Source organism: Clostridium sp. FP1 (assembly GCF_011065975.2).
Lineage (GTDB): Bacteria > Bacillota > Clostridia > Clostridiales > Clostridiaceae > Clostridium_AD > Clostridium_AD tagluense.
The window spans coordinates 3,477,156-3,500,367 of record NZ_JAAMNJ020000001.1 but is presented as its reverse complement, the minus strand read 5'-3'; the positions used below and the strand labels follow the sequence as shown (position 1 = coordinate 3,500,367).

Below are 23,212 nucleotides of genomic sequence, written 5' to 3'. Positions count from 1 at the left end.
AAAATGAACGTAAATAATAATGTCATAACATATACTGCTTCTAAAAAAGTTGATGCTCCAAAACAAACAAATAAAAGTGAAGAGTTTAAAAAGGTTTTAGATAACCATGAATTGAATTCTAAGGATTTCTCAAATGAAAATGTCCAGAAAAAATACAATAAAGATCAGAATTCAGATAAAACCAATAAGGGAAGCTTGGATAAAGTAAATAACGAAAATCAGAGCGATGATGTTAAAAACTCCACAAAGGATTCGAATAGTGCTTATGATAATAATGAAGTAAAAGCAAAGATAGTTAATAGCATAGAAAGATCTATTGGTTTACTAAAGCAAAACACTGAGAAACTTTCAAAGGAAGCTGTGGGTGAAGAATCTGGGGCGGAAATGGCTCAAATGCAGCAATTGTTACAATTATTCAACAAGCTACTTCAAAGTGTAGAGGAAACTCCAACCACTGATAAGGGTGAAAATGAACTTGGTTCTATTAACTTAGAAAGTTTAGTGGGGACAGAGCAATTAATTCCTGATGCAAAGAGTATGTTAAAAAATAGCCCTAGTGAAATAGGTGAACTGCAAGGAAAATCAAAAGGAAATGAAACTTTAGCAGCTATAACTGAGGAAATTGGCGAAGAACAATTAATTCCTGATGCAAAGAGCATTTTTAAAAATGGACTTAGTGAAATAGGTGAATTGCAAGAAAAATCAAAAGGGAATGAACCCTTAGTGGCTATACCTCAGGAAATAGGACTTAATCCTATTAAACAAAAAGGATCAATGGGGGTCGAACAATTAACTTCTGATGCAAAGGTTATGTTAAAAAGTAATCTTAGTGAAATAGTAGGGTTGTTAGAAAAATCAAAATCAGACAATGTGGTGCCTTCTCAAATAATTGAAGTGCTACAAAAATTAACTACTGTAGTAGAAGATCTAAAGGGAGATTTGAGTTTATTAAAAGTTCCTACTGTCCAAACTCTTAGCGAAAATAGCGAGGACAAATCAATAAAGGATAATCTACTAAAAAAGGTAATGGAACTAAGTACAACTGCTCAGGCTCTTCCTAAAAGCCAAATGCAAAGCTCAAATGATTCTAAAAATGGAAGCAAATTTTCAGGGAATAGTTCCTCAGAAGAAAATTTTCTTAGTAACTTGCTTAGCGAAGATAAGGATGAAATGAAAATATCAAAAGCAGTTAATTTTATGAATCAATTTGAAACTATAAAAACTGTAGACACAGTTAAGGTACAAGCTGTTAATTTAGTCATTGATAAAAGTAATTTTACAGTAGATGTAATTAAAAATATAAAATTCATGGAAATTAATAATATTAAGGATTTAACAGTAAAAATGAATCCTAAGGAACTTGGAGAAATAACTATAAAGCTTACTATGGAAAGTGGGATAATGAAGGCTAGTGTATCGGCTCAAAATAAAGACACTTATAATTTGTTAAATCAAAACATTCAGGATATTAGTGATAAATTAAAAAACATGGATATTAAAATTCAAAGCTTAGATATAAATATTTATGAGGACTCCACATTTTTTAATAAGAACTCAAATGAGAAAAATAACAATGGAAGTAAAAATAATAACAGAAATACGGGTTTAGAAGATGAAGAAGATATTTCTATAAGCAATAACTATTCTATAGAAGAAAATCAAGTAAATAAATTTGTTTAAAAATAATTTAACACTTTGTACAAGAAAAATGTAAAGGGGTGATAGATATGGCTATAGATGGGCCAGTAATAGCACCGCAAATTATACCAAGCGGTACGATTACTACCAAAGGACAAGAAAAAACACAAAAAACAACGGAAAATGGTACTGCAATTGTTCAATCAGGGAAGACGGAAGCAGATAGTGCAGCAAGAGCAACTAACAGAGGGACTAGAATTGTTAAAAAGGGTGAAGAGATGGACAAAAACTCTTTTTTAAAAATTCTTTCAGCGGAACTTTCTAATCAAGATCCAACTAAGGGTAAGGATGGTACAGAATTTGTAGCTCAATTGGCTCAATTTGCCACACTGGAGCAGATGACAAATTTAAATAGCACTGTGGCTTTTTCAACATCTTCTTCACTAGTGGGTAAGATGGTAGCTCTTAGTAGTTATGATGCAAAGGGAGTGCAATATGGAGGCACTGTGAAGGCTGTTTATAAAGAAGCAGGTATAACTAAACTTGCAGTACAACTTACAGATGGGTCTATGAAAAATTTTCCGGCCGATACGTTGTCAGATATATTAGATGTTCCAGATTATAGATTAGATTATATAAATGGAAACACAGGCTTTTCAAGTGCAGTAAGTTTAATGGGCAAACAAGTGGAAGCTTTGGCGCCAAAAGATGCTGATGGAAAAGATGGTAAAAACTATACTGGTATAGTTAAAAGTGTTTTCAGGGATGCAAACGGTGTTAATTTAACTATTGCATGGCAGGAAAATGGACAAGAAATTACCAAGGATATAAATTATGCTGATATAATAAAAGTACAAGAACAAGTATCTAATGGAAAATAGTAAGGTGATATTATGTCATATAGAGTGATAAACGGTAAACTGTACGATGCAAAAGATTTTTCGGATTATTCTTATGGAAACGTGCAAGGAAATAAGGTTAAAGATAATAAAGAAATTACGGATTTTAAACAAGTTTTAGATAAACAGATAAAAAAAGAAGAATGTTTCACCATATCCTCTCATGCAGCACAAAGGCTTAATAGTCGCAATATTGATTTTGATGATGCTGATATGAAGAAGATTAACCAAGGAATAAATATGGCAGAGGACAAAGGTGCAAAACAAGCCTTAATATTATATAAGGATATGGCACTTATAACCAGTATTAAAAATAGGACTGTAATTACTGCCTTGGACAAAAATCAAAGTGAAACAAGTATAATAACCAATATAGATAGTGTAGTTATGATATAAGCTGGACCTTTAAGGAAGCTTAACTTTGTGGAAATACAGAAGCAAAGTCATTACTGAAAAATTAGAATTACGTTATAAATCTATTGGAATTTAGCTAAAAACAAAAAAATGGAGGTAATATTATGTTAAGATCATTATATGCAGGAATAAGTGGAATGAAAGCAAATCAAGTTAAACTAGATGTTATAGGAAATAATATAGCTAACTGTGGAACTACATCTTTTAAAGGTTCAAGAGTTAGATTTCAAGATATGGTAAGTCAAAGTATGTCTCAAGCATTAGCTCCAGGAGCAAGTCAAGGAGGAATTAACCCAAGGCAAGTAGGGCTAGGAGTACAAGTTGCAGGAATAGATACCTTGGTAGGCCAAGGAGGGATGCAACCAACATCTAGACCTCTAGATATTGCTATGGATGGAGAAGGATACTTAATGGTAGCAAAAGGTCGAACACCTCTTACAAATGAAAATGGTGTGGGTATAAATGCAACTGAACATACAGCAAGTCCTCCTAGTGGAACGGATTTATTCTACACGAGAGACGGTGCTTTAACTTTAGATAAGAGTGGTAGTTTATTAAATTCTGATGGGTTAAGAGTACTAGGATATGCTATTGGTGATGGCACAAATCCAAGCATAGATTATGACGTGGCTAAGTCAACTACTGAGCCACCAACTTCGCCAACTTTAGCGTATGTTAATGCAGATAGCACAACCTTAACCGCAAGCACAACACTAGTCCCTCTTGTTATACCAGAAAAGATTCATCTTGAGGAGAGTACTGATGCTGCAGGTACTGTGACTCCTGCTGGCGATTTTAGAGTCAAAACATTTTCTATAGAAAAAGATGGAGTAATAAAAGCTGTTTTAGAGGGTGGTAAAGTAGCAATATTAGGGCAAATTGCTGTAGCCTCATTTAAAAATCCTGCAGGTTTATCTAAAGTGGGTGGAAACATATATCAAAATACGTCTAACTCTGGTGCTGCAATAGTAAGAACAGGAAAGAATATTGATCCTGCTGCTACTGATCCTGCTCTAGACAATGGCGCAGGCTACGGTGATATGCTTCAAGGAATGCTTGAAATGTCAAATGTTGACCTAGCTGAGCAATTTACAGATATGATAATTGCAACCAGAGCTTTCCAAGCAGCTGGTAAGACAATTAGTACAGGAGATGAAATATTACAGGATATAATAGGCCTAAAGAGATAGTGTAAATTAGGAAATTCTAAAGTGAATTTGTAATAGGTCTCAAATATTAAAAATATTTGAGATTTACCAAATTCCTTTGATTTTAGTTATTTTTTTGAAAATAGTTTATAATAATGGATTGTAAATCGTAAATCATAGGAGGTTCCCATGATAAAACTTACAGGCTTAAATAAAGAAGAATTTATCTTAAATGCTGAAGTTATAGAAAAAATTGAAACAATGCCAGAAACATTAATAACTTTAGTAAACGGCAAGAGGTATATTGTGCTTGAGAGCACAGATGCAGTAATTGATAAAATAATAAAATATAAAAACAGGATATTTACTGGGGATTTATAGGAGGCAATAGCATGAAAAAACATGATTTTTTGACCACTATTGGGATTGTAATAGGTTTTGGGCTAACTGTATGGGGTATGGCATCTGGTGGAACTAGTTTAAAAATATTTTATGACCCTGCTTCAATAGCAATTACTGTAGGGGGCTCATTTGCTGCACTGCTAATAGCTTATCCTATTGGAGCTATGAATAAAGTGTTTAAGGTCATTGTACAATCTTTTAAAGAAAGTACATCCTCTAGTTCTGAAATTATTAATAGTTTTACAAATTTATCTAAAAAAGCAAGAAGAGAAGGACTTTTATCTCTTGAAGATGAAATGGTACAATTAACTAATGAGTTTTTAAAAAAAGGGCTTCAAATGGTGGTGGATGGTCTAGAACCTGAAACAATAAAGGATATTATGGAACTAGAAATAGAAGAGATGGAGCGCCGTCATAGTGATGGAGCTAATATGTTAAAAGCTTGGGCAGCTTATGCACCAGCTTTTGGTATGCTTGGTACCCTTATAGGACTTATTCAAATGCTTGCAAATCTAAGTGATTCCTCAGCCCTAGCTTCTGGTATGGGAAAAGCGTTAATAACTACATTCTATGGAGCACTACTTGCAAACTTAATATTGGTTCCTATGGCGCAAAATCTAAATTATAAATCTAGCATTGAAGTAAATAATCGGGAAATGATGCTTGAGGGAATACTTGCAATTCAATCCGGGGTAAATCCAAGGATTGTTGAAGAAAAATTGACATCTTACTTATCACCAGTTGACAGAGCTAAATTTACTGCGGAGCAAGCCAAAGCAGTTGGGGTGACAGATAATGTCTAGAAAAAAAAATGCTGGAGAAGAGATGCGAACAGATGCGTGGCTAGCTACCTTTGCAGATACAATGACACTTCTTCTTACTTTTTTTGTATTATTATATTCTTTTTCCACAGTTGATGCAGCTAAGTTCAAACAAATTGCATCCTCACTTCAATCAGTACTCACAGGTGAAACTGGAACTAGTATTTTAGAGTTCAATGTAAAAAATGGAGAAGTTCCATTAGTTGGGGAACCAATACCCACTACAACACCTAGTAAAGATACACAAGACATATATGAAAAGGTTCAAAGTTTTATAAAAAAGCAAAAACTAGAAGGTACAGTAGTAATAAAAACTGATAGTAGGGGTGTTATTATTCAACTTAAGGCAAATATTTTGTTCCAAAGTGGAAAAGCAGAAATTATAGATAAGAGTAAGCCAGTGTTAGATTCAATAAATGCACTAGTAGCTACTTTGCCCAATGATATTGTAATAGAGGGGCATACGGATAATTTACCAATTAGTAATTTTGAATATAAGAATAATTGGCAATTATCTTCTGCTAGAGCATTAAATGTGCTTGAATATTTTGTAACGGTTAAGGGTCAGTCTCATCCTGCGCGATTTAAATCTATTGCTTGCGCTGAATATCAACCTATTGTACCAAATACTAATGAAACAAACAGAGCATTAAACAGAAGAGTAAATATCTTAATTGTTGCAAGTGAAAAGGAGGCTACTAAAAAATGAGCGAGAAAACCAAAAAAGGAAATTCTTTAAAAATAGTTATTATAGTTCTATTAATATTAATTGTAGTAGGTGGTGCAGCTGCAGGTGCCTATATAATTGGTCAAAAAGGTTCAGGTGCCAAGACCACAATAGTTAAAGTTGTGGAAAGTAATGAAATAACTTTCCCATTGGAGGAATTTTTAGTGAATCTAATGGATGAGGATGGAAAGCGTTATCTAAAGGTGAAGGTTGTTATTGGCTACGAAGATAATGCGGATTTAACAGCAGAACTAACAGCAAAAACCTCCATAATTAGAGATGTAGTCATTACCACTCTTAGAGCAAAAAAAACTACGGACTTTAGTGCAACAGGTGTTGACGCTATAAAGAGTCAGCTAATTAAAAGTATAAATCCTATTTTAACAAAAGGAAAAGCATCCCATATATATTTTAACGATATATTGGTACAGTAGGTGGTAAAATCATGGATTTAGAATTTTGGACATTACTTTTAAAAATCACAATGTTTTTACCTTTCATATTACTTATTTTATATTTATCTTTAAAATATGGTGGTAATAAACTTCAAAAATTGCAAAATGGTAGATATATGAAAGTAATAGACCGAATTGCACTATCTAAGGATAATAGCATTATAGTTGTGAAAATTGGAGGAAAAGCCTATGCAGTTTCTTCTAGTTCCAGGGAAATTAATATTTTATTTGAGTTGCCAATGGAAGAGATTAGTACAATTGAAAATATTAAAGAGCTACCTCAGTATGATGACATGAAGGAACTATTCAAAAAACATATTATGAAAAAGGGTGCTAAAGATGAAAATAAAAAATAAAAACATTGTTATTTTTACTTTGATTATGGTAATAGTGGGGATTGTTACAATAAAAGTAGTAAATGCAGCTCCTCAAACACTACCAATACCAAAAATTAATCTTTCTATTGATAAAGCAACTACTCCAACGGATTATGTAGATAATATTAAGCTGTTAATGGTTCTTACTATACTTACCTTACTTCCTTCATTTATTATAATGACTACCAGTTTTGTAAGGATAATTATAGTGCTATCCTTATTTAAAACTGCTATTGGTGTTCAACAGGCAATACCAAAAGAGGTTATAATTGGACTAGCTCTATTTTTAACATTTTTTACTATGGCACCAACCTTTACAAAAGTAAATAAGGATGCTTTAACTCCCTATTTGAATAATAAAATAACTCAATCTGTTGCTATTGATAAGGGGTCTAAACCCATGAGAGATTTTATGTTAAAACAGACCAGAGCTAAGGACTTAAAGCTCTTTTTAGAAGTGGGAAAATTAGAAGATACGGTTAAAAATGAAGTTGATGCAAAGGGCAAAGTGGTAATGAGCAAAGGAAAGCCTAAACTTACCTATGATAAAGTACCTCTATATGCAGTGGTACCTTCTTTTATAATAAGTGAACTAAGGCGAGCTTTCGAAATGGGATTTTTATTATTTATCCCTTTTATTATAATAGATATTGTGACAGGCAGTATTCTTATGGCTATGGGAATGATGATGCTACCACCAGTTATGATTTCTCTCCCATTTAAATTATTGTTATTCATTATGGTAGATGGTTGGAATCTGCTTGTAAAATCATTAATTATGAGCTTTAGTTGAGGTGAATTAAATGACAGAGAATATTGTGTTATCTGTAATAAAAGATGCTATTCAAACTGCAATATTGGTATCGGCTCCCATACTTATTGTAGCAACTTTAGTAGGGCTAATAGTAAGTATATTTCAAGCTACTACTCAAATACAGGAGCAAACGTTGACTTTTGTGCCAAAGTTACTTGCAGTAGCACTTATTGGTTTATTAATGGGCAGTTGGATGCTTCACACCGTAGTTGATTTTACTACTAGGATTTTTGAACTTATTGCTAATATGGGAGGTTAGGTGGAGATATATTGATTAATACAGCTTATTATTTAGGCTTTATAATGGTGCTACTGCGAATATCAGCATTCGTTATTGGTATACCAATTTTCTTTCCTAAGGGTACTCCTGCAATGGTTAAAGTTGGATTTTGTGTTGTTTTCACTTTTCTGATTTTGCCAGGTGTTAATTATGCAAATGTAAGCTTAATTGCGAGTAACACTGGACTCATAAAGTTCTGTATAGATGAGGTTATTACTGGTTTAACATTAGGATATATAACAAAGTTTTGTTTTTTCTCTGCGCAGATGGCTGGGCAGCTTATGGATTTCCAAGTTGGTTTTTCCATGATGAGCATGTTTGATCCTATATCTAATGAGAATGTTACACTGCTTGGAAGGTTGCTTTACTGGGTAAGTATGGTAATGTTTTTTGTTGTAGATGGCCATCATATGCTGATAAGGGCTATTATCGATTCTTTTAACATTGTTAATATTGGAAAGTTTATACTTTCACAGGGAACAGCTATGATGATGGTGAAAATTTTCATAGAATTTTTTACACTTGGATTTAAAATAGCAATACCAATTATTTTGATAATTATTATAACAGATTTAGCTATGGGCCTGGTATCAAGAACTGTACCACAATTAAATGTTATGATTTTAGGTATGCCAATAAAAATACTAGTAGGACTCAGTTGTTTTGCTTTAGTACTACCTATTGTCATAAAGTTAATAGTAAATTCTTTTTACACTATTCCAGATATAATTAAAGCTTTCTATAAGGTAATACCTATGCTAATTTTTGTCTCAGCGGATAGTGGTGAAAAAACAGAAGAAGCTACTCCAAAAAAGAAAAGTGATTCAAAGAAAAAGGGGCAAGTAGCAAAGAGTAAGGAATTATCATCTACCATTACCCTTTTAACCTCAACAGTTTTGCTCATAATGCTCGGTTCTTATATATTAGACACTTTAAAAGGTGTAGTAAGTCTTTTCTTAAACAATTATTTAACCTTGAATGTAAATGAGTATACTCTTAGAACTGTGCTTCTTGTTTCCGCAATGAAATCTGGGCTTGTGGTTTTACCAATTTTGGTGCCTATTATGATAATGGGAGTGGTGGCAAGTTTAATGCAATCTGGTTTTATACTTACCGGTGAACCACTTAAACCTGATTTAAAAAAACTAAGTCCCATAAGTGGATTTAAGAAAATTTTTTCTACAAGATCCTTGGTGGATTTACTGAAAAATTTAGCTATAGTTACCACCATAGGAATAGTAGCTTATAATTTTATTAAAAGCAATTATTTAGATATAATGAATTACGGAAGTCTTAAAATAGAGGCCATTTTAGTTGTTTTTGGGAAATTGGTAATAGATATATTTTTTAAAATCGCCATAATTATGCTTATAATATCCGTAATTGATTTTGCATACCAAAAATATAAGCATAACAAAGAACTTAAAATGAGTATGCAGGAAGTTAAAGAGGAATACAAACAACAAGAAGGAGACCCGCAGATTAAATCGAAAATTAGGCAAAAGCAAAGAGAAATGGCATCAAGTAGAATGATGCAATCAGTTCCCGATGCTACTGTGGTTATCACAAACCCTACTCATCTAGCTATTGCTATTAAATATGAGCAGGGAGGCGAAGGGGCGCCAATAGTTGTGGCTATTGGTGCAGATAATGTGGCTATAAAAATAAAAGAGCTTGCTAAAGAAAATGATATCCCAATTATTGAAAATAAACCACTAGCAAGGTTAATATATAAAGAATTAGATATAGGCTCAGAAATTCCAACTGAAATGTATGGAGCTGTGGCAGAGATATTAGCACTGGTATACAAATTAAAGAAAAGAAAGTAGTGGAGGGTAATTGTGGCTGAAAAAGTAAGAATTAACATGAAAAATAATATGGATGTTTTAGTAGCATTTGGCGTAATGGGGATAATTTTAATGATAATAATCCCATTACCACCAAAGCTCCTTGATGTAATAATTGCACTCAATATTACACTAGCAGTTGTAATTTTACTATTAACAATGTTTACAACGGAAGTTTTGCAATTTTCAGTTTTCCCAACATTACTGCTTATTACAACACTTTTAAGATTGGGGCTAAATATTTCGTCTACAAGGCTAGTATTAACAGAAGCTTATGCAGGAGATATAATTGAAGCCTTTGGTGAATTTGTTGTTGGAGGTAATTATGTAGTTGGAATAATTATTTTCTTAATAATAATTGTTATACAGTTTATAGTTATTACAGCGGGTGCAGGTAGAGTCTCAGAAGTTTCTGCCAGATTTACACTAGACGCTATGCCAGGTAAACAGATGAGTATTGATGCTGATTTGAATGCAGGTGTTATAACTGAAGAAGAGGCAAGAGCGAGAAGAATAAAATTGCAGGATGAAGCTAGTTTTTATGGAGCGATGGATGGAGCTTCTAAATTTGTAAAAGGAGATGCAATAGCTGGTATAATTATTACCATGATTAATATTTTTGGTGGGATAATTATAGGTGTACTGATGCTTAAAATGCCAATTGGAAAAGCCGCAACTACTTATGTACGCCTTACAGTAGGGGATGGTCTTGTAGGCCAGATTCCGGCGCTTTTAATATCAGTTGCTTCAGGTATTCTGGTTACGCGGTCTGGTAGCACTACAAACTTAGGAACTCAAGTAACGTCGCAACTTACAGCATTTCCAAAGGTTATTGCCCTAGCATCAGTGGTACTATTAGTTTTGGCTGCTATTCCAGGCATGCCTCATATTGTTTTTATTTTGTTATCCATTGCTACGGCAACCAGTGCATATTTCTTGCATAAGGATGAAAAAGATCAAAAGATTATGAGAATAGAAAATGATGAACAAGAAAATTTCGAAACTGAAAACAGAGAACCAGAAAATGTAATGAGTCTGATTTCTGTGGAACCTATGGAAATAGAAATAGGCTATGGACTAATCCCTCTGGCAGACGAAGCTACAGGAGGAGATCTATTACAACGAATTGCTTCAGTAAGAAGACAATGTGCCCTTGAAATGGGAATCGTTGTTCAACCCATTAGAATTAAAGATAATTTGCAACTTAAAACAAATGAATACGTAGTTAAGATTCGTGGAACTGTAATAATTAAAGGTGATTTAATGCCAAGCATGCTACTTTGTATTGACCCTAGTTCTGAAGATATTAATATACAAGGTATTAATACAATTGAACCCACTTTTGGATTGCCTGCAGTGTGGATAAATAATGATCAAAGAGAAGATGCGGAAATAAAGGGACTAACAGTGGTAGATCCAACTACTGTAATGGTTACTCATTTAACAGAAACTATTAAAAATCATGCCTTTGAACTCCTAGGCAGGCAGGAAACTAAGCTATTAATTGATTCTGTAAAAGAAAAATATAATACTGTAGTGGAAGAATTAATACCAGATCTTATGACTATTGGTGAGGTTCAAAAGGTTCTTCAAAGCTTACTTAAAGAAAGAGTAGCTATAAAGGATATGGTTACAATACTCGAGTCCTTGGCGGATAATTCTAGAATAACTAAGGATATAGAATTATTAACAGAATATGTTCGTTTTTCTCTGGGAAGAAGTATTTGTAATGGACTAGTTGACGATAATGGAAGTATAACAATTATAACCCTTTCACCTGAAGTTGAAAATATTATTTCTAGTAATATTCAAAAGTCCATACAGGGATCTTTTCCAGCAGTAGATCCGGGTACCACAGGTAAGATATTGAATTCCATTAAAAGTAATATTAGCACAATTTATTTTCATAATAATCAACCAGTAATACTAGTATCTCCAAAGATAAGGCCAGCTTTTAGAAGGTTAATTGAAATGGTATTTCCTACTATTTGCGTGCTTTCTCTCAATGAGATACCAAATGAAGTTGAGATTAAAACTGAAGGGGTTGTGACTCTACAATGATTATAAAACGATATGTAGTGAATAGCATGAACGAAGCCATGACAAGAATAAGATATGAACTAGGCTCGGAAGCTGTAATTATAAGTCAAAGAAAAATCCGGAAACCAGGAATAAAAGGATTATTTTCACACAAAATCATTGAAGTTACTGCAGCTATTGAAAATGAAATAAGTGAGCAAAATCAAGATGTGAAAGAAAGCATCGAGGCAATTAAAAAAGTTGTGCAGCAGCAAAATGAAATTAAAGCATACCCTAGGGAGCTTGAAAAAGAAGTTAGCAACCCACATAAAAATTCGGGGTATGCGCAGGAGAGCAATACTGTTAACAAAAAGGCTAACAGTATTGATTCCACAATGGATCTAATGAGTGAAATGAAACAAATGAAAACTATGATAAATAAACTTACCAGTGATAATATCCCAGGAAATAATAATAAAAGTGATATAGAAAAAATGTTAGAAGAGAATGATGTAGATAGTGAAATTATCGTAAATATAATGATGAGAATTCAAAATTTTAAAGCTAAAGATGAGCTGCAAACTAGTGAATATGAAAAATTGAAACTTATACTAAAAGAAATGATTCATGTTATTAATCCGAATTTACAAGGAAGAATAGTGATGGTAGGACCAACAGGTGTAGGGAAAACTACCACTATTGCAAAACTTGCAGGAAGGTTAGCACTAGTTGAGAAGAAAAAAGTAGGGCTAATTACTGTAGATACTTACAGAATTGGTGCGGTTGAACAGCTTAAAACTTATGCGGATATTATGAACATACCTTTTAAAGTAGTATACAATATGAAGGATATGGATGATGCTATAGAGTCTATGAGTGACTGTGAGGTGGTGTTAATTGATACTACTGGAAGAAGTAGTAAAAACAAAATGCAAATCTCTGAACTCCGAACCTTTGTGGAAAAAGCAGATACAAAAAACATCAATTTAGTGCTAAGTTCTACAACAAAGAACAAAGATATTAAATATATTATTGAAGGATATCAAATTTTGAATTATAATAGTATAATAGTAACTAAATTAGACGAAACTTCCACTTATGGTTCCATACTTAATATATTAGAAACTGCCCAAAAACCCTTAAGTTTTGTGACAACTGGTCAAAATGTACCTGATGATATTAAAGAGTTACCCGAGGACAAAATTATTAGGCTTATATTAGGAGAGGATGCTATATGCTAGACCAAGCACAAGGACTTAGACAAATGGCATTGAAAAATCTTGATAGTTTGGATAGTAAGCCTAGAATTATAACAGTTACATCCGGTAAGGGTGGAGTGGGGAAAAGCAATATAGTAGTTAATTTATCTATTGCACTTCAAAATATGGGTAGGAAAGTTATGATTTTTGATGCAGATATAGGCATGGGAAATGATGATATTATAATGGGATGTGCTTCAAGGTACAACGTATTTGATGTTATAAACAATGGTAAAGAAATTGAAGATGTTGTAATAAATGGACCATTTGGGGTCAAACTTCTTCCAGGGGGCTCATCTCTTATGAAAGTTGAGGACTTGACAGAAATTCAAAGGAATACATTTTTAAATAAACTTACTGCTTTAACAGGACTAGATTATATAATAATGGATACCGGTGCTGGTGTAAATAAAAGCGTTTTGGGTTTTATTGCTTGTTGTGAGGATTTAATAATTGTAACAACTCCAGAACCTACTTCACTAACAGATGCATATAGTCTACTTAAGGCTGTTAAGCATTTTAAAATTAAAGATTCTGCGAAAGTTATAGTGAATAGATCCTTAGATAATAATGAAGCTAATATGACTTTTAATAAGTTTAATAATGCTGTTACTAAATTTCTTGATATGAAATTAGAATATTTAGGTAAAATCAGTGAGGATAAAAAATTAGCTTATGCAGTAAGAGCTCAACAACCTGTAATTCTAAGTTATCCGAGTTCAGAGTCCGCCCGGGATATAAATAGTATTGCAAGTAAAATTGAAGGTATGAATGATAAGACAAGTAGTATGGGGATAGAAGGGTTATTTAAGAAAATTTTTAGCATTTTTTCATAAGGGGTTGAAGTAGTGATTAAGATTGATTTTGCCATAAACAAGAAAGTAGAAATATTAGTTGATGAAAGATATTATAATACTAACATACAAGATTTAACAGAGGAATATATAGCAATTAGTATTCCTATGAGTGGAGGTCAATATGTTCCATTGTCAAGGGGAGATATTATAGATGTAATTTATTATGAAGATGAAAATCTTTATAAATTTAAGTCTTCAGTTATAGGACGTAAAATTGAAAATATACCTATTTTGCTTATATCAAAACCTGTGGAAATAGAAAAGATTCAAAGAAGAAAATATGTTAGGATATCATTGATAAATACTGCTAAATATAAAAACCTTAAGAATCAGCCTAAAATAAGTCCAAGGACCATAAATGAGAGTGAATATTTGAAGGCTGCAATAGTTGATTTAAGTGGTGGTGGCATGAAGGTCAGAGTATCAGAAGAAATTGTGAAGAATGATTTTATTTTGGTAAATTTAACGATTAATAATGAAGATATACATATAGTGGGACAAGCAAAGAGAATCCAAAAAGATGATGAAGGTAGATTTGTTTGTGGACTCAGCTTTGAATTCCTAGATAGTTTAACAAGGGAAAGAATTATTAAATATATATTTCAACTTATGAGAGAACAGATGAAAAAAATTTAGGAGGCGTTTATATGTCCATAGCGAGTTTAGCTGATGTGCGAGAGCAAATTGTTAAAACCAATATACCCTTAGTTAAATATATTGCATCTAGAGTAATAATTGGGAAAACTAAATATGTGCAATATGAAGATTTAATTAGTTATGGAATGGTTGGACTTATGGATGCACTAGGGAAATTCGATGCAACTAAAGGCATGAAGTTTTCAAGTTATGCATCAATAAGAATAAAAGGTGCTATGATTGATGAGCTTCGTAAGAATAGCCCCATCTCTAAGGGCGCTATGGATAAGCTTAATAGGTATAATGAAGCAATTGAGAGGCTACAGAAACTTCTTTATAGAGAGCCTTCAAACTATGAAATTGCAAAGGAACTCGGAATTACAATTGATGAGGTAGCTGATATTGAGAATAATATAAATTATATATCTGTAGTTTCACTAGAAGATTTAATATTTTCGGATGAGGATGAAATGCCACTTAGTGGTACAATTAAGGATGATAAAAGTCCAAGCCCAGAAAAAGTATTAGAGGAGAAAGAGCAAGTTGAATATTTATCCTTGGGCCTCGATAACCTAAAAGAGAAAGATAAAATGGTTTTAACCTTATATTATTACGAAGGACTTACACTAAAAGAAATAGGGAATATTTTGAATGTATCTGAATCAAGAGTATGTCAACTTCACAGTAGGGCGCTTGTAAATCTAAGAAAAGCTCTAGTAAAACTGAAATATGAAATAGTATAGAATTTGGAGTGAATTATATGACGGGTTTATTAATTTTTATTGGATTAATTCTTGTAATTTTAAATGTCTTATCTATAAAAAAGCAGAACAAGTCCTTTAAAGGAGCTCTAGGAAATGCTATAGAAAATACCAAGGATTATGACATTAGAATAGGAGAGCTTAGACGAGAATTTTCTGAAAGTATTTTGGAACTTCAAAGTGAATTAATGCAAATTAAAGAAATTATGAAAAAAAATGAGGCCACAAATAAAAACTTAGATATTTCATATATAGAGCAATCTAAACATAGAGAAAATAGAGGGAAAATTGATGATGAAAACGAAAATGAAATTATTATAGATGCAGCGCATAATAAAAACAGTGAAAAGCTAGAGGAAATAAAGAGACTATTTGCCGAAGGATTATCTGTGGGAGAAATATCGGAAATATTGCATTTAGGTAAGGGGGAAGTACTATTAATAAAGGATTTATATATAAGATAAAAAATTTAATAGGCTTTCTAAGTGATAGTAAAATTCTAATAGGAATAGGAATTGGTCTGATTATTTCTGCGGTTTTATTAAGTGGTGCAAAGATAAATTATGAAATGAGTAAAGGCAAGGTTGAAATAAAGGCTAGAGGATATGGAATGCGCTACCCTGATGAAATGCCAATTATTAATAATAAGGATGTGGGAAAATGATTAGAGGTCTTTACACAGCAGTGACAGGACTTATAACTGGAGAAGCTAAACAAAGTATAGTAGCTAATAATTTAGCAAATGCCAATACAAATGGTTTTAAAAGTGAAAATCTTTCTATTAAAAAATTTGATGATGTATTAATACAAAACTATGATAAAATTGTAAATGGCAAAAACACTAAAAATACTATTGGTTCTTTGAGTATGGGAAGTAGAATCGATGATATAAACACAGAATTTACTCAAGGTCTTATTCAAACAACGGATAAATCTACAGATTTTGCAATTGAAGGAAAAGGATTTTTTACAGTGCAAAGGAATGATGGTATTAATAATAAGGATTATTACACTAGAAGCGGTAATTTTCATGTTGATGGACAGGGATATTTAGTAACAGATAGCGGAGACAAGGTGTTATGTAAGAACAAAGCAACAAATGCAGTACAACCGCTATTTGTTGGTGATGCTAAACTTAAAGCTGATAAATATGGAAATATCTCAGTTAATGGTGAAAATTTATATAAATTAAATACAGTGGACTTTGCAGATTATAAAACTCTTAAAAAAGTTGGAGATAATTTGTTTGAAGGAGTAAATCCGTTGCAAAATCAAAATATTATAGTTAGACAAAACGCACTAGAAAAATCTAATGTTAATATTACAAATGAAATGATAAATATGATGACAATTTTGAGGAATTTTGAAAGTAATCAAAAGGTTTTACAAGCCATGGATGAAACACTCGGAAAAGCTGTTAATGATGTTGGTACAGTAAGATAAAACGTGCAAATGAGGGGGAATGTAGCAAGTGTTAAGACTTTTATGGAATAGTCAAAGCTCTATGATGGCTCAACAAGAAAAATTAGATTGTATATCAAATAATATTGCAAACGTAAATACCAATGGTTATAAAAAAATTAATGCAAATTTTAAGGACCTTGTTTACGAGTCACTTGATAGAAATGGATACCCAGTATCTTCTGATAAAAATGGTAAATCCATACTTCAAAACGGTACTGGTGTTAGACTAGGAGAATGGACAAGAGATAATATGCAAGGCGGTGTTACAAATACAAACCTTCCAACGGATTTGGCTATAGATGGTACAGGCTATTTTGAGGTGGTTCAGCCGGACGGTAGTAAAGCCTATACAAGAACAGGTAATTTTCTCACAGATTCAAGTGGTACCATAGTTGATCAGGGGGGAAATAGATTAAGTATAGTTGATGCACAGGGTAATAATATTAACAGAGTGGGTGGACCTTATAAATTCAATAGAAACAATTTTAATGTAGATGACAAGGGTGTTGTAACTATAAAAGGTGGCACTGGAAACGTATCTCTGGGAAAAGTGAAAATTGCAAATGTTATAGGTGATAATTCAATGATTTCTATAGGAGACAGTTTATTTATGCCAAAGCCTGGTGCACAGGTTGTGCAAAGTAATGATTATTCTGTTATGCAGGGATATTTAGAACTATCTAATGTTGATATGGCAACAGAAATGACGGATATGCTTGTGACTCAAAGGGCGTTTCAACTTAGTTCGTCTACTTTAAAAACTGCTGATGAAATGTGGCAAATGGCTAATAATTTACGCAAATAAATTTATTATTAAAATGGACATGCTTTTATAGGCATGTCTATTTTGTCTTGATTTAAATAATAAAATAAAAATAGTTTTAATTAAAGAGTTATCCTCATATATTAATATTAAAGTGCGTAATAATATGATCTGGGGGGAAAGTAAATGGGAATAGGATATGTATTTGGGTGTTTACTTAGTATATTGCTATGGAGACTAGATAGGCAAGGCTTATTTAATTCCCTTAATATAAAATTAAGGGAAAAAATAAAAAATATATATGTGGTGCAAACTTTATATTTTTCTGCTGTAATTGTTATATATATTTGGCTTACTTTTATGGAAAATAGTTCTATTATGAAAAGTACTGAGTTATACAATGCATTGGCGGCTTTTATAGTAATAGATATAAGTAATACAGAGAGGAAGAACTTAGATCACACTGAAAGAAAACGTTTTTATGACACGATGTCCACTATCTCTAGATCACTTATATGTGGATTTATTGCGCCTTTATTTTATATTATTATGCTTGGAAATGGAGCTGCTATAATATTCGCTTTAATTTATAATTTGAGCTTTGATGAGGATTTGAATATAATAGGTAGAATTCTATCTATAGCTTGTATAATTCCAGCATTAATAGGTGAGATGTTTTTATATTCAATTTATGTTTTCAAAAATAAAAGCTTAAGGATAAAGTTTAAAGGTGATTATATTAATAACCTTTGGAAAACACCTCTTCTTAACGTAGATATACTAGCGGCTTATATAGAATCCGTTAATTTTTATTTTCATTATAATGGTAATAATATGCATTATCTAAAAAGTTATGGAGAATATAATAACAAGATTGATGATGAATGCATTAAGGATTATTTAAGTATAAGTTATTCTATATGTTTTATACTCTTTATTACTATTTTGCTTCTAAAACTAGTATAGTTCTATAATAATATTTATGGGTTATAATAAATTCAAATAAAAAAGCAAAGCATATGCTTTGCTTTTTTATTTGAATTATGTGATTTACTTTGTTTGATTTATGGCAGCAGAAATAGGTGGTATAACCTGTTTCTTTCTTGATACTATACCAGGAATATATACACCATTATCAGTAAGAGTAACATTAAAGGCTTTTGAAACAATGTCCTTATGTTCCCCTGCAGCTATTAATACGGAACCTCCATTTAATATGTCAGTTAGCATTAGTAAAATAATGTCATAGCTACTTTCCTTGGATTTTTTATTCATTAGTGTTATTATATCATCTTTCAATGAGTCAAAGCCGTCAATATACATTGTACCAACTTGTGATACTCCTACTTTATAATTATTAAGAGAAAAGGTCTTAAAGTCTTGATAGAAAATTTCTTGAGCAGTTTTACCCTCAAGGGATGTACCAGCTTTAAACATTTCTTTAGCAAACTCTTCTATATTTAAATTGGCAATTTGAGCTAATCTTTTTAATACAAGCTCATCTACTATAGTAGATGTAGGAGATTTAAGCAGCAGTGTATCCGAGATTATCGCTGCACATAGAAGACCAGCAGCACCTTTTGAAGGCCTAATTCCATTTTCAAAGAATATGGAGGCTACGATGGTGGAAGTGCTACCTACAGGCTCATTTCTAAAATATATAGGGAAGCCAGTTTGCACATCTGCAATTCTATGATGGTCTATTATTTCTAATACTTCAGCATCTTCTAGGCCTGACACAGACTGACTTCTTTCATTATGATCCATAAGTATTACTTTTTTTCTGTTTTGGGATATCAAATGAAATCTGGATACACTTCCAATAACCTTATTATTTTCATCAATTACTGGGTAACTTCTGTACCTAGTTTCAAGCATAATATCCTTTATGTCTTCAATAAAGTCATCTGTATTAAAGCTTAAAACATTTTTTTTTGTCATAACATAATCTATAGGGATACTTTGAGTTATTAATCTAGAAGCTGTAAAAGTATCATAAGGGGTTAATATAATTGTACAGTTATTAGCCTTTGCAAGTTTTACAACTTCAGCCTTTGGAGGATGATTTCCTGTAATAATTAAAAGACAAGCTTTAGAATTAATTATTAAAGACTGAGAATCTTCTCTATCGCCACATATGGCAATGTCACCAGCCTCAATTACAGTTTTGGTACTTTCAGGATTCATAGCAGCTACAATAATCTTTCCAGTTATTTTAAAAGTATCTTCTGGTTTAAACAAGCATTTAGCTGCTAGAGTATCTAAAATATTCTCAAGTGTAGTATTACTCTTAGCTAGAATAGAATTATCCCAAATATCTAAATAGCTTGCGGCAAGATTTGAAATCGAAGCTACACCAGCTAGCCTATCATTTTCGTCTATAACAGGCAGAGTATTAATATTATTTTTCTTCATAATGGACCAGGCCATTTTCAGAGAAATATCAGGTGATATAGGGGCTACAATATCTATATCTAAATCAGAAATCTGTGTTTTAACCGTAGTTATAAGCTCAGGTTCCGCTACTTTAAAGTAATTAAGGATAAATTGTGTTTCTAAATTTGTTGCACCCAGTCTTATAGCAACTGCAGGGATTTTTCCAGTTTTATTTTTAAACTCTGCATATGCAATAGCAGAGCAAATAGAGTCAGTATCTGGATTTTTATGTCCAGTAACATAAATAATGTTTTTCACGTATGTTCCTCCTAGTTTTCGTCTGGGATAGGTGAAAATTATCAATTGTTACCTATCCTAGTATCTCATTTGTAATTTTTTATTAATAATCATTGTTATTACTATTTTATATTTAAACTTGTATATTGTAAAGAAAAAACCAATGCTATGTAAAATAATATACTAGATTCTTTTCATATGTAAGTAAATAAACACATATATTATTAAAGAATAAAATATATAGTAATATAGCAAGGTAACAAAATTAGTAAATGGTATATAGGTGGGAGAAGTATAAGGGGGCATGGAAGTGATTAACGAACAATTGTCAAAGGATAGTGCAAAGGATAAAAATAAGGATGGATCTGTTTATGATAGTATAAGCACATCAAAGGGGCTAAGCACAGAAGAGGTTGAAAATAGATTAAAGCGATATGGATTTAACAAATTAGAAAATAAAAAAAAGATATCTCCTGTTTCAATATTTTTTTCGCAATTCAATGATTTTATTACTTGGATACTAATTGTTGCAACATTGATTTCAGGAATCATGGGTGAAAAAGCAGATGCAATAACTATATTTATTATAGTTATAATGAATGGAATACTAGGTTTTATTCAAGAGTATAGAACTGAGAGGTCTCTTGAGGCTTTAAGTCAGCTAGCAGCACCAACTGCTAAAGTACTTAGAAATGGAGGGATACTAGTCATAAATGCCATATATTTAGTTCCTGGTGATTTAGTGATTTTAGAAAGTGGAGATAGAGTACCAGCGGATTGTATTTTGACTGAGGATAGTAATGCAATGCTAGATGAGTCACTACTTACTGGGGAGTCAGCAGGAGCACACAAAAGTGTAAGTTCTGGTGATAATAACATTTATATGGGAACAATATTGCTTACAGGAAAAGCTAAAGCAAAAGTTGTGGCAACAGGAATGAGCACAGAAATGGGAAAAATAGCAAATATGCTTCATAATATTGAGAATGAGAAATCTCCATTGAAAGAAAGGCTGGATCATCTTGGGAAAATATTAGTTGCACTTTGTATAATAATTTGTGCCGTTGTAACATTTATGGGTATTTGGCGTGGGCAAGATAAGTACGCAATGTTCCTACTTGGGGTAAGTCTAGCAGTAGCTGCAATACCAGAAGGCTTAACTGCTATTGTTACGGTAGCTTTGGCCCTTGGAGTATCTAGAATGCTTAAAAGAAAAGCACTAGTTAGAAAACTGCCAGCGGTTGAAACACTAGGTTGTACTTCTGTAATATGCACAGATAAAACAGGAACTCTAACTGAAAATAATATGACAGTAAAAGCATTGTATTTTAATGGCCAGATTTACAATGTTGATACAGACAAAATTCCATTAAATCTAATTATGAAAAGTGCATATACATACTGTAATGATTGTAATTATGATTTCAATGGAAAAAATCTAGAAAAGTGCCTCTTTGGTGATCCTACTGAGACCGCATTAATTAAAGGTTTTTTTGGAAGTTCTAAGGAGTTACAAGAATTTTTAAAAAAATCAAGACGTGTATATGAAATACCTTTTAACTCAACAAGAAAAATTATGTCTGTCATTGTAAAAGAATGTGATAGAGAAGTTTGCTATGTAAAGGGTGCTCCAGAAAGAGTTGTAGAAAAATGCAATTATATATTGATAGATGGAAACGTGCAGCCGATGCTTCCGAGCTATAAAAATGCACTACTCAGGGCTATAGATTCTATGTCTTATAAGGCACTAAGATGCATTGCATCTGCCTATAAGGTGGCGGGTATTGTGAAAAACGATAATCTAGAGTCTAATTTAATTTTTATAGGTGTTGTAGGTATAATTGATCCTCCTCGGACTGAAGTAAAGGAGGCAGTTTTAAAATGCAAGGTTGCAGGTATAAAACCTGTAATGATAACAGGAGACCACAAAAACACAGCTTATGCTATTGGTAAAGAGTTAGATATTTGTAGTGAGCCTAGTGAGGTTATAACTGGAGATGAACTTGACCTATTAAACGATAAGCAATTAGAAAAAAATATAAATAATTATAAAATATTCGCAAGAGTAAGCCCAAAACATAAGTTAAGAATTGTAAAAGCATTTAAACTTAGTAACGGAATTGTTGCCATGACAGGAGATGGTGTAAATGATGCTCCAGCCATAAAAGAAGCAGATATCGGCATAGCTATGGGGATATCTGGAACAGATGTAACTAAAGAGGCAGCCTCAATGATTCTTTTAGATGATAATTTTGCAACCATTGTTGCAGCAGTAGAAGAGGGGCGTGTAATATATAATAATATAAGAAAATTTATTAGGTATTTATTGTCCTGTAATTTAGGGGAAGTACTTACTATGTTTTTGGCTTCTCTATTCTATTTAGAAAATCCACTGCTTCCAATACAAATTTTATTTGTAAATTTAGTTACAGATGGACTTCCTGCTATTGCTCTTGGAGTTGATCCTGCTGACGGTGATATTATGTTTGAAAAGCCAAGAGAAAAGAATGAAAGTGTATTTTCAAGAGGACTTACAGAAAAGATTGTAATCCGGGGATGTCTCATTGGTGTATGTACAATATTATCTTTTATTGGTGGTAAATATTATGGTATGAGCCTTGAGGCATGTAGAACACTGGCTCTTGGAACTCTAGTTTTATCGCAACTTATACATGTGTTTGAATGTAGGTCAGAAAAGCTATCTTTATTTGAAATCAATCCATTTACTAATTTATACCTGATAGGTGCTGTAGGAATATCCGTATTTATGCTACTTAGCATAGTTTACGTACCAGCACTTCAAAGGGTATTTCATACAATACCACTCCAGCTTGGTCAATGGTTAATTATCCTGTTTTTCTCTGGTATTATTTCTTTTATAAATAGCTTGTACTTATATTTAATTCACAATCATTAAATGTTTTTACGCATAAAAAAAAGTATATATTACGTATAATG

Annotated in this window: 23 protein-coding genes; 22 read left to right on the top strand and 1 reads right to left on the bottom strand. The window is 32.3% G+C overall.

Going from position 1 to position 23,212, the window contains the following annotated elements; all coding sequences use genetic code 11:
• Positions 1-3 precede the first annotated feature (3 nt).
• The 21 genes from G9F70_RS17130 to G9F70_RS17030 all read left to right on the top strand — a co-directional run bounded on the left by G9F70_RS17130 (position 4) and on the right by G9F70_RS17030 (position 18,547).
• Positions 4-1,680, top strand: coding sequence for a flagellar hook-length control protein FliK (locus G9F70_RS17130; RefSeq protein ID WP_164944337.1), 1,677 nt, complete (start codon positions 4-6; stop codon positions 1,678-1,680).
• Positions 1,681-1,727: 47 nt separating this feature from the next.
• Positions 1,728-2,519, top strand: coding sequence for a flagellar hook capping FlgD N-terminal domain-containing protein (locus G9F70_RS17125; protein ID WP_164944336.1), 792 nt, complete (start codon positions 1,728-1,730; stop codon positions 2,517-2,519).
• Between the two features lie 12 nt (positions 2,520-2,531).
• A complete protein-coding gene (locus tag G9F70_RS17120) occupies positions 2,532-2,933 on the top strand; it encodes a TIGR02530 family flagellar biosynthesis protein (RefSeq protein ID WP_164944335.1) in 402 nt (133 codons plus the stop codon).
• Between the two features lie 122 nt (positions 2,934-3,055).
• Entirely contained in the window at positions 3,056-4,141 is a 1,086-nt protein-coding gene (locus tag G9F70_RS17115) for a flagellar hook-basal body complex protein (RefSeq protein WP_164944334.1), read from the top strand.
• Between the two features lie 147 nt (positions 4,142-4,288).
• The gene (locus tag G9F70_RS17110; RefSeq protein WP_164944333.1) at positions 4,289-4,480 is read left to right on the top strand and encodes a flagellar FlbD family protein; all 192 of its coding nucleotides are present in this window, start codon (positions 4,289-4,291) and stop codon (positions 4,478-4,480) included.
• An 11-nt stretch (positions 4,481-4,491) separates the two neighbouring features.
• Positions 4,492-5,304, top strand: a complete 813-nt coding sequence (locus G9F70_RS17105) for a motility protein A (RefSeq protein WP_164944332.1) — start codon at positions 4,492-4,494, stop codon at positions 5,302-5,304.
• Complete coding sequence (locus G9F70_RS17100; RefSeq protein WP_164944331.1) at positions 5,297-6,031, top strand: flagellar motor protein MotB; 735 nt, start codon at positions 5,297-5,299, stop codon at positions 6,029-6,031. Before G9F70_RS17105 ends, G9F70_RS17100 begins: the two co-directional genes overlap by 8 nt.
• Complete coding sequence (fliL, locus tag G9F70_RS17095) at positions 6,028-6,483, top strand: flagellar basal body-associated protein FliL (RefSeq protein WP_164944330.1); 456 nt, start codon at positions 6,028-6,030, stop codon at positions 6,481-6,483. The genes G9F70_RS17100 and fliL overlap by 4 nt, the downstream gene beginning before the upstream one ends.
• Before the next feature lie 11 nt (positions 6,484-6,494).
• The gene (gene fliO / locus G9F70_RS17090) at positions 6,495-6,860 is read left to right on the top strand and encodes a flagellar biosynthetic protein FliO (protein WP_164944329.1); all 366 of its coding nucleotides are present in this window, start codon (positions 6,495-6,497) and stop codon (positions 6,858-6,860) included.
• Positions 6,850-7,674, top strand: coding sequence for a flagellar type III secretion system pore protein FliP (locus G9F70_RS17085; protein ID WP_411956023.1), 825 nt, complete (start codon positions 6,850-6,852; stop codon positions 7,672-7,674). Before fliO ends, G9F70_RS17085 begins: the two co-directional genes overlap by 11 nt.
• A gap of 10 nt (positions 7,675-7,684) precedes the next feature.
• Positions 7,685-7,954, top strand: coding sequence for a flagellar biosynthesis protein FliQ (gene fliQ, locus G9F70_RS17080; RefSeq protein WP_164944327.1), 270 nt, complete (start codon positions 7,685-7,687; stop codon positions 7,952-7,954).
• Positions 7,955-7,965: 11 nt separating this feature from the next.
• Positions 7,966-9,804, top strand: coding sequence for a fused FliR family export protein/FlhB family type III secretion system protein (locus G9F70_RS17075; protein WP_164944326.1), 1,839 nt, complete (start codon positions 7,966-7,968; stop codon positions 9,802-9,804).
• A gap of 36 nt (positions 9,805-9,840) precedes the next feature.
• Positions 9,841-11,883 (top strand): flagellar biosynthesis protein FlhA, encoded by a 2,043-nt coding sequence (flhA, locus tag G9F70_RS17070; protein WP_164944385.1) that lies wholly within the window; start codon positions 9,841-9,843, stop codon positions 11,881-11,883.
• Positions 11,880-13,082, top strand: coding sequence for a flagellar biosynthesis protein FlhF (gene flhF / locus G9F70_RS17065; protein ID WP_164944325.1), 1,203 nt, complete (start codon positions 11,880-11,882; stop codon positions 13,080-13,082). The genes flhA and flhF overlap by 4 nt, the downstream gene beginning before the upstream one ends.
• Complete coding sequence (locus tag G9F70_RS17060; protein ID WP_164944324.1) at positions 13,076-13,936, top strand: MinD/ParA family protein; 861 nt, start codon at positions 13,076-13,078, stop codon at positions 13,934-13,936. Before flhF ends, G9F70_RS17060 begins: the two co-directional genes overlap by 7 nt.
• Before the next feature lie 12 nt (positions 13,937-13,948).
• Entirely contained in the window at positions 13,949-14,593 is a 645-nt protein-coding gene (locus G9F70_RS27315; RefSeq protein WP_164944323.1) for a flagellar brake protein, read from the top strand.
• Positions 14,594-14,604: 11 nt separating this feature from the next.
• Entirely contained in the window at positions 14,605-15,336 is a 732-nt protein-coding gene (locus tag G9F70_RS17050) for a FliA/WhiG family RNA polymerase sigma factor (protein ID WP_164944322.1), read from the top strand.
• Positions 15,337-15,353: 17 nt separating this feature from the next.
• Entirely contained in the window at positions 15,354-15,818 is a 465-nt protein-coding gene (locus G9F70_RS17045; protein ID WP_164944321.1) for a DUF6115 domain-containing protein, read from the top strand.
• Positions 15,819-16,014: 196 nt separating this feature from the next.
• On the top strand, positions 16,015-16,797 hold the full coding sequence (locus tag G9F70_RS17040; RefSeq protein WP_164944320.1) for a flagellar hook-basal body complex protein: 783 nt from the start codon (positions 16,015-16,017) through the stop codon (positions 16,795-16,797).
• A 28-nt stretch (positions 16,798-16,825) separates the two neighbouring features.
• A complete protein-coding gene (locus G9F70_RS17035) occupies positions 16,826-17,623 on the top strand; it encodes a flagellar hook-basal body complex protein (protein WP_164944319.1) in 798 nt (265 codons plus the stop codon).
• 144 nt (positions 17,624-17,767) lie between these two features.
• The gene (locus G9F70_RS17030; protein ID WP_164944318.1) at positions 17,768-18,547 is read left to right on the top strand and encodes a hypothetical protein; all 780 of its coding nucleotides are present in this window, start codon (positions 17,768-17,770) and stop codon (positions 18,545-18,547) included.
• A gap of 84 nt (positions 18,548-18,631) precedes the next feature.
• Here the strand turns inward: G9F70_RS17030 and G9F70_RS17025 are convergent, their stop codons facing one another.
• Entirely contained in the window at positions 18,632-20,275 is a 1,644-nt protein-coding gene (locus tag G9F70_RS17025; RefSeq protein ID WP_164944317.1) for a putative manganese-dependent inorganic diphosphatase, read from the bottom strand.
• 358 nt (positions 20,276-20,633) lie between these two features.
• On the opposite strand from G9F70_RS17025, the gene G9F70_RS17020 reads away from it, so the two are divergent.
• A complete protein-coding gene (locus G9F70_RS17020; protein ID WP_224617862.1) occupies positions 20,634-23,171 on the top strand; it encodes a cation-translocating P-type ATPase in 2,538 nt (845 codons plus the stop codon).
• Positions 23,172-23,212: the final 41 nt, after the last annotated feature.